Genomic DNA, 14,188 nt, shown 5'->3' with positions numbered 1-14,188 from the left:
CGCCCCGTCCGCTCAGCCGAGCGGGAGACGGGCGTGCACCGAGCGGCCGTCCGTGGCGAGGAGGGTGCCGCCCAGCAGGGCGGTACGCTCGCGCAGGCCGGACGCCGGCGTCCTGGAGGGGCCGTCGTCGGCCACCAGGACCTCGAGGAAGCCCGGACGCCACCGGAGCGTCACTGTGGCCGAGGAGGCCGCCACGGCGCCGCTGAGGGCCTCCTGGACGATCCGGTAGGCCGACAGCTCCACGCCGGGCGCGAGGGGGGCGGGGCAGCCGTCCTGGGCGAAGTCCACCCGCAGGCCGCCGCGCCGCGCGTCGTCGAGGAGGTCGGGCAGGTCCGTCAGGCGGGGCTGCGGGGTCCTGGAGGGCGGGACGCCGGTGAAGGCGCTCAGCAGGCCCAGCATGCGCTGCAGCTCGGTCAGCGCCCGGCGGCCCGACTCCTCCGCCTCCTTAAGCGTGTCCGTCGCCCGCGTGGCGTCCCTGTCCATGGTCATGCGGCCGGCGCCGATCCCCAGCGTCATGACGCTGACGTGGTGGGCCACCACCTCGTGGAGCTCCTGGATGATCAGGGCACGCTCGGCGGTCTCCCGCGCGGCCAGCCGTTCGGCGGAGAGCCTGGCCGCGAGACGGCGGCGGGAGCGCAGGAGCAGGAGCGCGACGGGACACAGGGCGGCCGTGGCGGTGGTGGCCAGCCAGGCCAGAAGAGGCGGCATGGCCGGGAGCGTAGGGCCGGGCCCTGAGGGGCGCATCCGCTCGGCGGTGGATCTCGGCTCCACCGCCCAGCGGAGGCGCGCACCCTCCGAGGACGCGGGCGTCCGGCGGCCCGAGGCCGCGCGAAACGACGCGGGTGCCCGGGGCCGCGGGAACGGTGAGTGGCTCGGGTCAGGCCGGGCTGAGCGTGCGGCTGACCTCGATCCAGCGGTCGAGGGTCGCGGCGGCGCGACCGGAGTCGACGGCCTGGACGGCGCGGGCGTATCCGTCGATCATCGCCGAGTCGAGGTCGTCGCCCGGTCCGTCGGCGGCCACCAGCGCGGCCGCGGCGTTGAGCAGGACGGCGTCGCGGACCGGCCCGGTCTTGCCGCGCAGCAGGTCGTGCACCGCCTGCGCGTTGAAGGCGACGTCGCCGCCGCGCAGCGCGCCGACCTCGGCGCGCGGGATGCCGAGCACCGCGGGGTCGAAGGTCGTCTGCGTCGCGGAGCCGTCGCGCACCACCCACACGGTGGAGGTGGTCGCGATGGTGAGCTCGTCGAGCCCGTCGTCGCCGCGGAAGACCAGCGCGGAGACGCCGCGCTCGGCGAAGACGCCGGCGAGGACGGGCAGCATGCGCGCGTCGTAGACGCCGATGGCCTGCGCAGAGGGACGGGCCGGGTTGGTCAGCGGCCCGAGGAAGTTGAAGACCGTCGGCACGCCGAGCTCCTTGCGCGGCGGGCCGGCGAAGCGCAGCGCGGGGTGGTAGACGGGCGCGAAGCAGAACGCGATGCCCGCCTCGGCCGCCACCCTCGCGGTGGACTCGGGCGGCAGGTCGAGCCTGATGCCGAGGTGCTCGAGCACGTCGGCGGCGCCGCACGAGGAGGAGGCCGCGCGGTTGCCGTGCTTGACCACGCGCACGCCCGACGCGGCGGCCACGATGGCGGCCATCGTGGAGACGTTCACGGTGTGGGCGCGGTCGCCTCCCGTGCCGACGATGTCGACGACGGGCCCGTCCACCTTCAGCGGGGTCGCCAGCTCCAGCATGGTCCGCGCCAGGCCGGTCACCTCGGCGACGGTCTCGCCCTTGGCGCGCAACGCGATCGCGAACCCGGCGATCTGGGCGGGCGTGGCCGATCCCGACATGATCTCCCGCATCGCCCACGCCGTCTCGTCGGCGGTCAGGTGTTCCCCCGCGAGGAGGGCCGACAGCAGCGCGGGCCAGGTGGTGCGAGCGTCCATGGCGAACCTACTTCGCGTTGAGTCGGGTGGCGGAGCGCTGCCGCATGAGCCCGGCGACGGCGTCGGCCAGGGCGATCGGCTCCAGCGGCTGCGAGACGACGGCGTCGGCGCGCGACCAGTTGGCCAGCCAGCGGTCGTCCTTGCGCGCGATCAGCAGGAGGATCGGCGGGCAGTCGTAGACCTCGTCCTTGGCCTGCTTGCTGACGCCCATGCCGCCCGCGGGCTGCGTCTCGCCGTCGAGCACGGCCACGTCGATGGTGCCGGAGTCGAGCAGCTGCAGGACCTTGGGCTGGGTGGCGCACTCCACGATCTCCACCAGCGGGACGTCGGCTGCGGGACGGCGCCCGATGGCCTGCCGTACCTGCTCGCGGGTTCCCGCGTCGTCGCTGTAGACGAGGACCCTCATCGTGTCGTCGGTGCTCACGGTCGCAGCTCACTATCGGTGGTAGCGGTATGGTCACCTGGGATCGTACCGGTGCCCTCGCACGGAAACCCAGGCCGCCGGGCTTGGCGGGTGTTTTGCACTAATTGTTCCAGGTTGGGGGCGTGTCCGGACCCGCTAACGGGGGGTCGTGCGGCGACCCGACCACCGGAGCCGCAATAATGCTGCCCGTGGCGACAGCATCCGCAATTACAACGACGACGACACCTCATGCGTCCCGCCGGCCCAATCTGGTCAGCGTCGGGACGATCGTGTGGCTGTCCTCTGAGCTCATGTTCTTCGCGGCGCTGTTCGCGATGTACTTCACCATCCGGTCGGTGAGTATCGGCGACGGCAAGGCCTGGCCCGACGCTCACCTCAACGTTCCGTTCTCTACGGTCAACACGATCATCCTGGTCCTGTCGAGTGTGACGTGTCAGCTTGGCGTGTGGGCCGCGGAAAAGGGTCAGGTCGGCAAGCTCCGCTTCTGGTACTTCGTCAGCTTCCTCATGGGCGCCGTCTTCGTCGGCGGCCAGATCTACGAGTACATGCAGCTCGCCCACGAGGGTGCGACGCTTTCCGCGAGCCCGTACACCTCGGTGTTCTACCTGACCACGGGCTTCCACGGCCTTCACGTGACCGGTGGACTGATCGCGTTCCTGTTCATGCTGGGACGCACGTACGCCGCGAAGCGCTTCACGCATGAGCAGGCCACCAGCGCGATCGTCGTGTCCTACTACTGGCACTTCGTTGACGTCGTCTGGATCGGCCTTTTCGCGACCATCTACATCATCCAGTAAGGAAACGGGGATCTCTGTGACTAGGATCACCGCTCGGCGGCGGCATCCGCTCGCGAGATACGCCGTCCTGCTTTTCGCGTTGGCGCTGGTCGGGGGGGTGTACACCCTCATCTCGCCGGCCAGCAGGCCGGCAGACGCCGCATTGGCGTCCGGCAAGGTCGACGACGTCGCAGAAGGCAAGAAGCTCTTCGAAGCGCACTGCTCGAGCTGCCACGGCCTCAACGCCGAGGGCACGTCCACCGGTCCCACGCTCGTCGGCGTGGGCGCGGCGGCGGTCGACTTCCAGGTGAGCAGCGGCCGCATGCCGGCCGCCAACCCCGGCGCCCAGGCGCCGCGCAAGCCCCGGCCCGCCTGGGTCAACGACGACACCACCCGCCAGCTGGCCGCCTACGTGCAGTCGCTCGGCGGCGGTCCCCTCGTGCCCGCCAACGAGGCGGTCGACCCGGCGAAGGGCAACGTGGCCAGGGGCGGTGAGCTGTTCCGAGCCAACTGCATCCAGTGTCACAACTGGACCGGCGCGGGTGGCGCGCTCACTCAGGGCAAGTACGCGCCCAACCTCAACGAGGCGACGCCCAGGCAGATCTACGAGGCGATGGTCACCGGACCGCAGGCGATGCCGGTCTTCAACGACTCCACGATCACGCCCGAAGAGAAGCGTGACATGATCGCTTACATCACGGACGTGCGGGAGCAGACCGACCCCGGCGGCTTCGGCCTGGGCCGCATCGGCCCGGTCACCGAGGGCCTCGTAGCATGGCTCGTGGGAATCAGCGCCCTCGTACTCGCCGCCATCTGGATCACCGCTAAGAAGCGACAGGCGTCATGACAGACAACCAACATGAGATCGAGCAGCCGGACGAGCGCGTTCCCAAGCGCGTGATCGGCACTCCTCCGCCGGGAAACACGATGATCCCCGCCGAGGAGAAGACCGAGGCCGACGAGGTTCCCGGCGTCTACTACCCCGACGAGGCCAAGGCCCGCAAGGGTGAGAAGATCGTGGCGCTCTGCTTCACGATCACCTTCATCGCGGCCATCGCGTTCATCATCAACTACGTGGTCTTCCAGGTGGGTGACGTCGACAGCACGGCGGTCTCCAACCTCGTGCTGGGCGCGCCGCTGACGATCGCGCTGCTCGGCCTCGCCTCCGGCATCGTGGTCTGGGTCCGCCAGGTCATGCCGAAGTACACCCTGATCCAGGAGCGCCACGAGATGGCGACCGACTCCGGCACCAGGTCGTACGTCTCGGAGACGTTCCTGCAGGGCGCCAAGGAGAGCGGCTTCGTCAAGCGGCCGCTGCTGCGCCGTACGCTGCTGCTGGCCTCGGCCCCGCTGGGGTTGATCCCGCTGGTCCTGCTGCGTGACCTCGACAACTCCAAGATGCCCGCCTCGGCCTTCCACAAGGAGCTGCGGCACACCGTCTGGGGTGGCAAGAACAAGGAGGGCAAGCCCCTCAAGCTGGTCGTCGAGGGCACCGGGCAGCCGATCAGGGCCGCCGACTTCAACTCGCCCGGCGGCATCCTGTCGGTGGTTCCCGAGGGCTACGAGCACGATCTCACCGCCCTGGCGAAGGCCGTCCTGATCTTGATCAAGTTCCGCCCCGAGGAGATCAAGTCAGGCACGAACCTGAACTGGACCCACGACGGCATCGTGGCCTACTCCAAGATCTGCACGCACGTCGGCTGCCCCGCGGCCCTGTACGAGCAGACCACGCACCACATCCTCTGCCCCTGCCACCAGTCGACCTTCGACGCGGCTGACGGCGCCAAGGTCGTCTTCGGCCCGGCCGCCAGGCCGCTGCCGCAGCTGCCCATCGGCGTCGACGAGCAGGGTTTCCTCATCGCGAAGGGCGACTTCGACGTGCCTGTCGGCCCCAGCTTCTGGGAGCGCGGCGACGCCGAGGCCAAGGCCAGGGAAGGAGGCCAGGCATGAGCGAGATGACGGCGGTTCCCAAGGCCATCGCGGGTCCTTCGAGCTACCTCGACGACCGGATCGGCGCGGGGACCTTCCTCAAGCGCAACATGCGCAAGATCTTCCCCGACCACTGGTCGTTCCTGCTCGGTGAGATCGCGCTCTACTCGTTCATCATCTTGCTGCTGAGCGGGACGTTCCTGACGTTCTTCTTCAAGCCCAGCATGATGCACGTGATCTATGACGGTCCTTACGAGCCGCTCAAGGGCGTCATGATGTCCGAGGCGTACGCCTCGACGCTGGAGATCAGCTTCGAGGTGCGCGGTGGTCTGCTCATGCGGCAGATCCACCACTGGGCCGCGCTGCTGTTCGTCGCCGGCATGATGGTGCACATGCTCCGCGTGTTCTTCACGGGTGCATACCGCAAGCCGCGCGAGCTGAACTGGCTGATCGGCGTGCTGCTGCTGACGCTGGCGCTGGCCGAGGGTCTGACCGGGTACTCGCTGCCCGACGACCTGCTGTCGGGCGCCGGTCTGCGGATCACCGAGGGTGTGGCGATCTCGCTGCCGCTGGTGGGCACGTACATCACGTTCTTCCTGTTCGGCGGGGAGTACCCGGGCGAGGATGTCATCGCCCGGTTCTACTCGCTGCACATCCTGCTGATTCCCGGCATCCTGCTGGCGCTGATCTCGGCGCACATGGTGCTCATGTGGGTGCAGAAGCACACGCAGATGCCGGGCAAGGCACGCAACAACCACAACGTGGTCGGCGCGCCGTTCTACCCGGCGTTCATGCTCAAGGCCGGGGCGTACTTCATGTTCACCTTCGCGGTGGTCGCGGGCCTGGCGACCTTCGCGCAGATCAACCCGATCTGGGCGTTCGGTCCCTACACGCCGGCGGACATCTCGGCGGGTTCGCAGCCCGACTTCTACATGGGCTTCCTGGAGGGCTCGCTGCGGCTCATGCCGGCGTGGGAGATCAACCTCTTCGGCACCAGCGAGTTCGGCACGCTGCCGCTGAGCGTCATCATCCCGGCCCTGGTGCCGATGGGCATCATCATGACCGGCCTGGCGCTCTATCCCTTCATGGAGCGGTGGGTGACCGGCGACAAGCGCGAGCACCACGTCGCCGACCGTCCCCGCAACAACCCGCACCGCACCTCGATCGGCATGGCGGCCATCACGTTCTACGGCGTGCTGTGGCTGCTCGGCGCCAACGACGAGATCTCGGCCTTCTTCCAGATCAGTCTCAACTGGACGACCTACATCGGCCGGGTGCTGGTGCTGGTGGGCCCGGTGATCGCCTACATGATCACCTACCGCATCTGCCTGGGCCTGCAGCGTTACGACGCCGCGGTGATCGGGCACGGTGTGGAGTCGGGCGTGATCAAGCGGCTGCCGCATGGTGAGTTCATCGAGGTTCACACGCCGCCGGCGGAGGACATCGAGGCGCACATGCGCGGCAAGGAGGCGATCCGGCAGGTGGACGTGGACGCCGACACCGAGGGCATCCCGCCGAAGGGGATGCGCGCCCCGCTGGGCAAGCTGCGCGGACGGATGTCGAAGGCGTACGGCGGGGAGAAGATCCCGCTGGACGCCGGCCACGGTCACGGCGAGGAACACGCCGAGATCGGCCCGGGCGAGGACCGCACCCTCACCCACTGATCCACCATCTCCGCCCCGGACCCCGCACCACGGTCCGGGGCGGAGCTGTCTCCCGGGATGCTTCTCTCCGACGGCGGGGTGCTCTCCAGGGGTGCTCTCTCCGTCGGTCTGGGGTGCGCTCGGAGAGTTCCCGTGGGGGATGCTCGGGAAGTTGCTCTCTCCGTGGGTGTGGCGTGCGCTTGGAGAGCTCTCGAGGGGCGGGGGTGCTCTGGGCATGGGCCTTTACGGCAAGCCGGCTCAAGCCCACCGCAGGCGCGTGGCCGGGCTCCGTCCAGCACGCCACTCGAGCGGGACTCCGGCCGGCCGCCGTCACGTCGCCCGTCAACCCGCTGAGACGTTGCCCGTAACCCGGTCAGGCGTCACCCGAGAACCCGTCAAGACGTCGCCCGTCGATCCGGCCAGGTGTTGCTCGTCGGCCCGGTCGCTTGTGCGTGGTCCCAGGCATCAGGCGCTCGGGCCGCGAGGGCGTTTGGGTTTTCGGGGCGCCGTTGGAGGGGGCGGCCGGTGCGCTCGGGGAGCGTTTCCCTGGAGGGACGCCGGCCCCGCACCTGGGGTGGCGCGGCCCCACGGCTTGCCGTACGGGCTGGAGGACGGGAACGGCCGTGCGAAGGCGAGCCATCACACGAAGGCGAGCCACCAACCAAATGCGAGCCACCAACCAAATGCGAGCGACCAACCGAACGCGAGCGACCAAGCGAACGCGAGCCACCATCCGAAGGCGGGCCGTCACCAGCAGATGGGCCGCCACGCAATGTGGTGGGTTAGTCGGATTCGGTGAGGCCGATGGAGAAGGCGGCGTCGAGGTCGTGCTTGGAGTAGGTGCGGAAGGCGATGTGGGTGGAGGTGGCGAGCACGCCCGGCACCTTGTTGAGCCGCCCCGGGATGACCTCGGCGATCTGTTCGTAGGCGGGCACACGCACCATGGCCATCAGGTCGTATTCGCCGGTGATCGAGTAGACCTCGCTGACCCCGTCGATCTCGGCGATCGTCTGCGCGATCTCCGGGATCCGGTCCACCTCGGCGTTGATGTGAACGATTGCCGTGACCATGCCCCAACTGTATCGGGTCACCGCAGCGGCCGTCCCTCGCGCCGGGTGCGGTGGTCGAGGCGCTGGTAGGCGAGGTCGATGCGGGCCTTGTGGCGGGCGGCGCCGTGGGCGGGCAGCGCCCACTCGCCCTCGACCTCCACCAGCCGCACCCCCGGCGACTCGAGCCAGCGCAGGATGCACTCGGTCTCCTCGGCGCTGGCGGCGTGGATGGGGCCGGGGCCGGGGATGACGGTCTCGGCCGTGGCGACGAGGGCCTCGACGAAAGGGGTCGGATGCGCCCCCCGCGGCATGTGGCCGGCGGCCGTCAGCCTGCCGTAGCGGATGACGTGGATCTCCCAGCCGCCGTCGAAGGCGGGGCTGGCGGCGACCATCTGGGGGATGCGGGTGAGGGCGGTGAGGCGCTGCATGCGGGCGGCGGTGCGGACGTAGGAGGCGAGCCTGTCGCGGTCGACGGAGGCCTCCTCGTAGCGCTGCTCGACCGACAGGCGCTCCATGCGGGCCTCGAGGGCGGTGAAGACCATGGAGACGTCGGTGGCCATCGCGCGGCGGGCGCTCTCGACATGGAGGGCGTAGTCGGTGGGGCTCTCGCGCCCCTCGCAGGGGGCGCCGCAGCGGCCCATCTCGTGCAGGACGCAGGCGGGCCTGGTGGTCTTGAGCGTGAGCCGCTCGGTGCACTGGCGCAGCGGGACCGCCTCGTGGAGCGCCGTGCGGGCGTCGTCGGCGGCCTTGGCGCTGGAGAAGGGGCCGAGGTAGGCGGCGCCGTCGTCCTTGAGCTCGCGGACGATGGACAGCCGGGGGAAGGCCTCGTCGGTCAGCTTGAGCCAGACGACCTTCTCGGGGTAGCGCGACTTGCGGTTGTAGCGGGGCTTGGTGCCGCCGATCATGCGCAGCTCCCTGACCTCGGCCTCCAGGGGGGTGGCGCAGACGATGTGGCGGACCCGCTCGGCGATGCCGATCATCTCGCGGATGCGCGGCCTGGTCTCGCTGGCGGTGAAGTAGGAGCGGACGCGGTTGCGCAGGTTGGTGGACTTGCCGATGTAGAGCACCTCGCCGCGCGCGTCCTCGAAGAGGTAGACGCCGGGGGCGTGCGGCACGCTCTCGGCGAGGTGGCGCTTGCGCTGCTGCTCGGGGGTGGGGGCGCGGACGAAGGACTTGAGCTCTTCGAGGGTGTGCACCTGGAAGGAGCCGGCCCTGGCGATCAGGCCGTGGAGGACGTCGACGGTGGCCCTGGCGTCCTGCAGGGCGCGGTGGCACGGCTCGGTGGGGCTGCGGAAGAACCTGGCCAGCGTGCCCAGCTTGGCGTTGGGGATCTCGTCGCGGGTCAGCACCCTGCGCGCCAGGTCGACGGTGTCGACGACGGGGTTGGCAGGCGGCGGATAGCCCTGCGCGGCGCAGGCGGCCTTGATGAAGCCGGTGTCGAAGGCGGCGTTGTGGGCGACCAGGGTGGCGCCGGCGATGAACTCGAGGAAGCTGGGCAGCACCGACTCGATGCGCGGAGCGGCCATGACCATCGCGTCGGTGATGCCGGTCAGCACCGAGATGAACGGGGGGATCGGCCCACCGGGATCGACCAGGGTGGCCAGCTCGCCGATCACCTCGCCGCCGCGCACCTTCACCGCGCCGATCTCGGTGATGGCGTGCTCGTGCGCCGAGCCGCCGGTCGTCTCCAGGTCGAAAACGACGAAGGTGACCTCGCTCAGCGGAGTGCCGAGCTCGTCGAGAGTGCCTTGAACCGCGTCCACGATCCAAGACCATAGAGAGGGCGACCGACAGTTATTCAGGCCGACCCGACCCGCCCCCGCGGCAAGGGTGCGGAAACGCCCGACCTCACGCAGGTCGATTATTCGTTACTCTCCCCTGTATGTCCGGGGGACGACTCGCCGGCCGCTACACCCTGATCAGGCCGCTGGGCAGCGGCGGTATGGGGAAGGTCTGGCTGGCAAGAGACGAGATGCTTGACCGCGAGGTCGCGGTCAAGGAGCTCACCCTGCCCGAAGGGCTCGACGAGCAGGGCAGGGCCGAGGCCGTGGCCCGGGCGGCCCGCGAGGCGCAGGCCACCGCGCAGCTGCGGCACCCCGGCGTGGTCGCCCTGCACGACGTGCTGGTCGAGTACGGCAGGCCCTGGCTGATCATGGAGCTGCTGCGCGGCCGTACCCTCGGTGAGGCCATCGCGCAGGACGGCCCGCTGCCCCCCGCCACGGTCGCCAGGATCGGCGCCGACGTGCTGGAGGCGCTGACCGCCGCCCACGCGCGCGGCCTGCAGCACCGTGACGTGAAGCCGGGCAACGTCTTCCTCACCGACAGCGGGCGCGTGGTGCTGACCGACTTCGGCATCGCCAGGCAGGAGGGCCAGGCCACGCTCACGCAGGCGGGCCTGATGATCGGCTCGCCCGGCTTCATCGCGCCCGAGCGGCTCGAGGGCGAGCCCGGCGGGCCCGCCAGCGACCTGTGGTCGCTGGGCGCCACGCTGTTCGCCGCCGCCGAAGGTGTCGCGGTCTACGAGGGCACGGCGATGGAGCGCATCCAGGCGACCCTGACCCTGCCGCCCCGCCCGCCGCGCCGGTCGGGGCCGCTGGCTCCGGTGCTGACCGCGATGATGGCGCGCCACCCCGCCGCCAGGCCGGACCCGTGGAGCACCGTCCACGCGCTCCGCCAGGTCGCCGCGGGTCAGGAGGCGCCCCCGCTGGCGGGACAGGACCCGACGGTCCCCGGCCGCGTCAGGAAGCGGCGCGGCCGGCTGGCGTGGGCCATCCCCGCGGCGGCCGTCGTGGTCGCGGGCGCCGTGGCGGCGGGCGTGATCTTCTGGAAGGGCGGCGACGCGACGCCCACGGCGTTCACCCTGCCGGTGGACATGTGCGGGCTGCTGACGCCCGCGCAGGTCGGCGAGGTGCTCGGCAGCGGCCAGCCGCCCAAGGGCGTCCAGAGCGCCGTGGAGGGCCAGGACAGGCTCGGCGTGGCGTGCAACTGGACAGTCGACGGCAGGGGTGTGGGGGTGATCGCGCAGCGCGACTCCGACACCCCCCAGCCGTGGTCCATGACCACCGAGTCGGCGCACCGGCTGCTGGAGAGCCAGCGGGTCTACATCGGCAGGCACCCCGAGCTGCAGTGGTCGTGGAAGGAGATCGGCGCCAAGGGGCCGTTCACCGCCCAGGTCGGCAAGACGAAGCCGCTGGCGGGTGTGGGCGAGGAGGGCTACACCTACGAGCTGAGCGCCCAGGGCAAGGTCCACACCGCGGTGGTCTACTACCGCCTGGCCAACCTCGTCATCCAGGTGGAGTTCACCACGCTGGCCAGCAGGCCCACGAACGACCAGGTCAGGCAGACCGCGCTCACCGCCGCCAGGCACACCGAGCAGGCGCTGCGGAGTCAGGGCTGACGGGGATGAACTACGTGCTGGCCGGTCGTTACCGGCTCGCGGAGCGGCTCGGCGAGGGCGGCGCGGGCACCGTCTGGCGCGCCAGGGACGACAGGCTCGACCGCGACGTGGCGGTCAAACAGCTGCGCATCCCGCAGGAGCTCGACGCCGCCGGCCAGCGGGCCTTCGTCGACCAGGCCATCCACGAGGCCAGGTCGGCCGGACGGCTGCGCGACCCCGCGATCGTCCTGGTCCACGACGTGGTGCTGGAGCGCGGCCAGCCGTGGATCATCATGGACCTCGCCAACGGCCGGTCGCTCGACAAGATCGTCAAGGAGAACGGGCCGCTGCCGCCGCACATCGTGGCCCGCATCGGCCTCCAGGTGCTGTCCGCGCTGGAGGTGGCGCACGCGCACGGCATCCTGCACCAGGACGTCAAGCCCGCCAACATCCTGCTCGACGCCGACGGCACCGCCATGCTCACCGACTTCGGGGTGGCCGCGCCCATGGGCGGCGTGGGCGGCGGCGGCTCGCCCGGCTACATGCCGCCCGAGCGGCTGAACGGGTTGCCCGCGGGCCCCGCCTCCGACCTGTTCGCCCTGGGCGCCAGCCTCTACACCGCGGTCGAGGGCAGGGCCCCCTTCCACCGCGAGATGCAGGCCGCGGTGGCCGCCGCCGTCCTGCTGCACGACCCGCCGCCGCCGGTCAGGGCCGGCCGCGAGCTGGGCAGGCTGATCCTCGACCTGCTGGCCAAGGATCCCGGCAGGCGCCCGCTGCCGCACGAGGTGCGCAGCCGGCTGATGGGCTCCCAGCACACCGCTCCCACCGCCTACCGGCCGCGCCGCAGGTGGAAGCTGCCCGCCGCGCTGGCGGGCGTCGCGCTGGCCGGAGGGGGAGCGCTGGTGTACGCCTTCGCCGTCCCCCACGTGGACGAGGGGCGTTTCGCCGCGGCGCCCGACGCCTGCGCGCTGTTGCCCGACGCCCAGGCCAGGGCCATGCTCGGCGGTGAGATGCGGCGTGAGGCGCCGCGGCCCGGCGAGTGCGTCTGGAAGACGTGGAAGGGGTCGAGGACGGAGCGCTCGATCACCGTGCGGGTCGCCGCCCACCGGCCGCAGGGCGATCACGGCGGTCCCGAGGTGGCGAAGCTGCTGTTCGACAACGACCGCGCCGCGGCCGCCGCCGCGGACGGCAGCACCGTCTTCAGGAAGAGCGTCTACGCGATCAGGGACGTCCAGGGCGTGGGCGACGCCGCGTTCGCCCAGGACACCTTCGAGACCTACGCGATGGGCCGCGACGGCAGCGGCAGGGCGTGGTGCAGGGTGGCGTTGCGCAGCAGCAACCTCACCGGCGAGATCGTCTACTACGTCGCGGGCGTCAAGAAGGTCGGCGTGGACGCCCAGCGCACCGCGGCGGGCGCGGCGAAACAGATCGCGACCCTGCTGAAGGGATAAACCGGTGCAAGCCAATTGCAACTGGTGCCACTAGCATCCTTGCCCATGTCTTGGAATCAGGACGAGCCCCCGACCAACCCGTATCGCGCGCCGGACTGGCAGTTCCAGCAGGTGCCGACGGTTCCCGCGCAGCCGCCCGCGCCCCCGCCCCCGCCCAGGCGCCGCGCGTGGGTGCTGCCCACGGTGGCGGCGGGCGTCGCGGTCGTGCTGGTCGGCGGCACCGCGGGCGCCTACCTGCTGTACGGCAGGCCGGCCTCGTCCGATGAGCCTGCCAAGCCCACCCCCGCCACCGGCGCTCCCACGCCGCCCGCCACCACCCAGCCGGCGGCCGCTGCGACGCTCGACGTCTGCTCCATGCTGCCCACGGCGGAGGCCGACCGGCTGGTGCCGCAGGCGACGGTCGACAAGCGCTCGCGGGACGCGCAGTACGCCGTCTACTCCTACTGCACCTGGACCAACCGCCGCATCTCCCACGGCGAGTACTGGCGCAGCCGCCAGATCAGCGTCAACATCGCCCAGTACAGGCCCAGCGGGCCGAAGACCGGCAGGGCCGAGGCGCAGGCCATGCACGAGTCGGAGCTCGGCTTCTACACCTTCAAGGCCAAGAACGAGCCGACGGACGAGAAGAAGGAGCCGGGGGAGAAGGACTACCACTCCCAGGTCAAGCACTACCCGGGAGTGGGCGACAGCGCCTACGGGCAGTACACCTGGCGGCGCGACAAGATGCTGTGGTACTCCTTCGGCGAGGGCAGGGCCCGGGTGGACGACATGATCATCCAGGTCAAGTACGAAGCGAGCCAGCAGCGCAAGGACGCCGAGTTCTTGTCGGCCGAGAGCACCCAGTCGGTCAGCGAGGAGAACGCGCTGCGCGAGGTGGGCGTCCTGCTGACCCATCTGGCCAAGGGGGCGGCCGCGTGGAAGGCCGCGCACCCTGGAGAGCTGGCCCAGGTCGCGCCCAGCCCTTCGCAGACCTCGACGCCCACCCCGGCCACCAAGCCCACGCCCAGCGCGTCGCCGACGGTGGTCGCGCAGCTGCCGCCGGCGTGCAGGCGGATCGCGCCGGCGATGACGAAGCTCGTGCCGGGCGCCACGGAGCGGGCCAGGGCCGGCACCGCGGACGGGGCGAAGGAGACCGAGTGCCGCTGGCTCAACCTCAAGGTGCCCAGTGGCAAGGACCGGCGCAGGATCCTCAGCGCCATGGTCACGATCCAGGTCTTCACCAACCGCGCGGGCGCCGGCGACCCCGCCGCGGCCAAGAGCAGCTACGCGACCAAGCTCGGCAGCGCCCAGAGCACGGCGAACAGTCAGCTCGGCGGGCTCAGCTGGGGCAAGATCGAGAAGCTGGACGACCTGGGGGACGACGCCTACGTCCAGTACTGGACGGACCGGCAGAACGCCGTCTTCAACGGCAGCGGCGACGTGCTGGTGCGCATGGGTCCCGCCCTCATCAGGGCCTCCTTCTCGGGAGCGGAGCTCGGGGTCGACGAGCCCACCAACTCGCCCAAGGTCAAGCTCCTGGGGGAGAAGGAGGCCCGTGAGGGCGCGCTGACCGTCGCCAGGGCGATCGTCGCCTCCCTCAGCGAATCGGGGCTGAAGAACGACGAGTGAGAAGGCCG

Annotated in this window: 12 protein-coding genes; 7 read left to right on the top strand and 5 right to left on the bottom strand. The window is 70.8% G+C overall.

Features of this window, described 5'->3' with window-relative positions:
- Nucleotides 1–12 precede the first annotated feature (12 nt).
- The 3 genes from H4W81_RS21740 to H4W81_RS21730 all read right to left on the bottom strand — a co-directional run bounded on the left by H4W81_RS21740 (nt 13) and on the right by H4W81_RS21730 (nt 2,330).
- The gene (locus H4W81_RS21740) at nt 13–708 is read right to left on the bottom strand and encodes a sensor histidine kinase (protein WP_192776504.1); all 696 of its coding nucleotides are present in this window, start codon (nt 706–708) and stop codon (nt 13–15) included.
- Nucleotides 709–877: 169 nt separating this feature from the next.
- A complete protein-coding gene (gene trpD, locus H4W81_RS21735) occupies nt 878–1,924 on the bottom strand; it encodes an anthranilate phosphoribosyltransferase (protein WP_192776503.1) in 1,047 nt (348 codons plus the stop codon).
- A 7-nt stretch (nt 1,925–1,931) separates the two neighbouring features.
- Nucleotides 1,932–2,330 (bottom strand): DNA-binding transcriptional response regulator, encoded by a 399-nt coding sequence (locus H4W81_RS21730; protein ID WP_192780961.1) that lies wholly within the window; start codon nt 2,328–2,330, stop codon nt 1,932–1,934.
- A gap of 197 nt (nt 2,331–2,527) precedes the next feature.
- Between H4W81_RS21730 and ctaE the strand changes: the two genes are divergently transcribed.
- The 4 genes from ctaE to qcrB are packed head-to-tail and all read left to right on the top strand — an operon-like array spanning nt 2,528 to nt 6,717.
- The gene (gene ctaE, locus H4W81_RS21725) at nt 2,528–3,145 is read left to right on the top strand and encodes an aa3-type cytochrome oxidase subunit III (RefSeq protein ID WP_192776502.1); all 618 of its coding nucleotides are present in this window, start codon (nt 2,528–2,530) and stop codon (nt 3,143–3,145) included.
- A gap of 16 nt (nt 3,146–3,161) precedes the next feature.
- Nucleotides 3,162–3,971, top strand: a complete 810-nt coding sequence (qcrC, locus tag H4W81_RS21720) for a cytochrome bc1 complex diheme cytochrome c subunit (RefSeq protein ID WP_192776501.1) — start codon at nt 3,162–3,164, stop codon at nt 3,969–3,971.
- Complete coding sequence (gene qcrA, locus H4W81_RS21715) at nt 3,968–5,074, top strand: cytochrome bc1 complex Rieske iron-sulfur subunit (protein WP_192776500.1); 1,107 nt, start codon at nt 3,968–3,970, stop codon at nt 5,072–5,074. The genes qcrC and qcrA overlap by 4 nt, the downstream gene beginning before the upstream one ends.
- Nucleotides 5,071–6,717 carry a cytochrome bc1 complex cytochrome b subunit gene (gene qcrB, locus H4W81_RS21710; protein ID WP_192776499.1) on the top strand — a complete coding sequence of 549 codons (1,647 nt, stop codon included), beginning with the start codon at nt 5,071–5,073 and terminating at the stop codon, nt 6,715–6,717. The genes qcrA and qcrB overlap by 4 nt, the downstream gene beginning before the upstream one ends.
- 761 nt (nt 6,718–7,478) lie before the next feature.
- Here the strand turns inward: qcrB and H4W81_RS21705 are convergent.
- Both H4W81_RS21705 and H4W81_RS21700 read right to left on the bottom strand, forming a co-directional pair.
- Nucleotides 7,479–7,766, bottom strand: coding sequence for an Lrp/AsnC family transcriptional regulator (locus H4W81_RS21705; protein WP_192776498.1), 288 nt, complete (start codon nt 7,764–7,766; stop codon nt 7,479–7,481).
- 17 nt (nt 7,767–7,783) lie between these two features.
- On the bottom strand, nt 7,784–9,508 hold the full coding sequence (locus H4W81_RS21700) for a DEDD exonuclease domain-containing protein (protein WP_192776497.1): 1,725 nt from the start codon (nt 9,506–9,508) through the stop codon (nt 7,784–7,786).
- Nucleotides 9,509–9,627: 119 nt separating this feature from the next.
- Here H4W81_RS21700 and H4W81_RS21695 point away from each other — a divergent pair, with 119 nt between their 5' ends.
- From H4W81_RS21695 to H4W81_RS21685, 3 genes are read left to right on the top strand one after another with little or no spacing between them, the layout of a single operon-like run.
- Nucleotides 9,628–11,142, top strand: a complete 1,515-nt coding sequence (locus H4W81_RS21695; protein ID WP_192776496.1) for a serine/threonine-protein kinase — start codon at nt 9,628–9,630, stop codon at nt 11,140–11,142.
- 5 nt (nt 11,143–11,147) lie between these two features.
- Complete coding sequence (locus tag H4W81_RS21690; protein ID WP_192776495.1) at nt 11,148–12,572, top strand: serine/threonine-protein kinase; 1,425 nt, start codon at nt 11,148–11,150, stop codon at nt 12,570–12,572.
- A 45-nt stretch (nt 12,573–12,617) separates the two neighbouring features.
- The gene (locus tag H4W81_RS21685) at nt 12,618–14,180 is read left to right on the top strand and encodes a hypothetical protein (protein ID WP_192776494.1); all 1,563 of its coding nucleotides are present in this window, start codon (nt 12,618–12,620) and stop codon (nt 14,178–14,180) included.
- Nucleotides 14,181–14,188 lie beyond the last annotated feature (8 nt).

It is taken from the genome of Nonomuraea africana (genome assembly GCF_014873535.1).
GTDB classification, from domain to species: domain Bacteria; phylum Actinomycetota; class Actinomycetes; order Streptosporangiales; family Streptosporangiaceae; genus Nonomuraea; species Nonomuraea africana.
Note: the sequence above shows the minus strand (reverse complement) of the source record. Positions and strands in the feature narration are given on the sequence as shown.

What these genes read in the sequence shown, in the direction of transcription:
- H4W81_RS21740 (WP_192776504.1), bottom strand. Translation starts at nt 708, where the DNA reads ATGCCGCCTCTTCTGGCCTGGCTGGCCACCACCGCCACGGCCGCCCTG.
- ctaE (WP_192776502.1), top strand. Translation starts at nt 2,528, where the DNA reads ATGCTGCCCGTGGCGACAGCATCCGCAATTACAACGACGACGACACCT.
- qcrA (WP_192776500.1), top strand. Translation starts at nt 3,968, where the DNA reads ATGACAGACAACCAACATGAGATCGAGCAGCCGGACGAGCGCGTTCCC.
- trpD (WP_192776503.1), bottom strand. Translation starts at nt 1,924, where the DNA reads ATGGACGCTCGCACCACCTGGCCCGCGCTGCTGTCGGCCCTCCTCGCG.
- H4W81_RS21705 (WP_192776498.1), bottom strand. Translation starts at nt 7,766, where the DNA reads ATGGTCACGGCAATCGTTCACATCAACGCCGAGGTGGACCGGATCCCG.
- H4W81_RS21695 (WP_192776496.1), top strand. Translation starts at nt 9,628, where the DNA reads ATGTCCGGGGGACGACTCGCCGGCCGCTACACCCTGATCAGGCCGCTG.
- H4W81_RS21685 (WP_192776494.1), top strand. Translation starts at nt 12,618, where the DNA reads ATGTCTTGGAATCAGGACGAGCCCCCGACCAACCCGTATCGCGCGCCG.
- qcrB (WP_192776499.1), top strand. Translation starts at nt 5,071, where the DNA reads ATGAGCGAGATGACGGCGGTTCCCAAGGCCATCGCGGGTCCTTCGAGC.
- H4W81_RS21730 (WP_192780961.1), bottom strand. Translation starts at nt 2,330, where the DNA reads ATGAGGGTCCTCGTCTACAGCGACGACGCGGGAACCCGCGAGCAGGTA.
- H4W81_RS21690 (WP_192776495.1), top strand. Translation starts at nt 11,148, where the DNA reads ATGAACTACGTGCTGGCCGGTCGTTACCGGCTCGCGGAGCGGCTCGGC.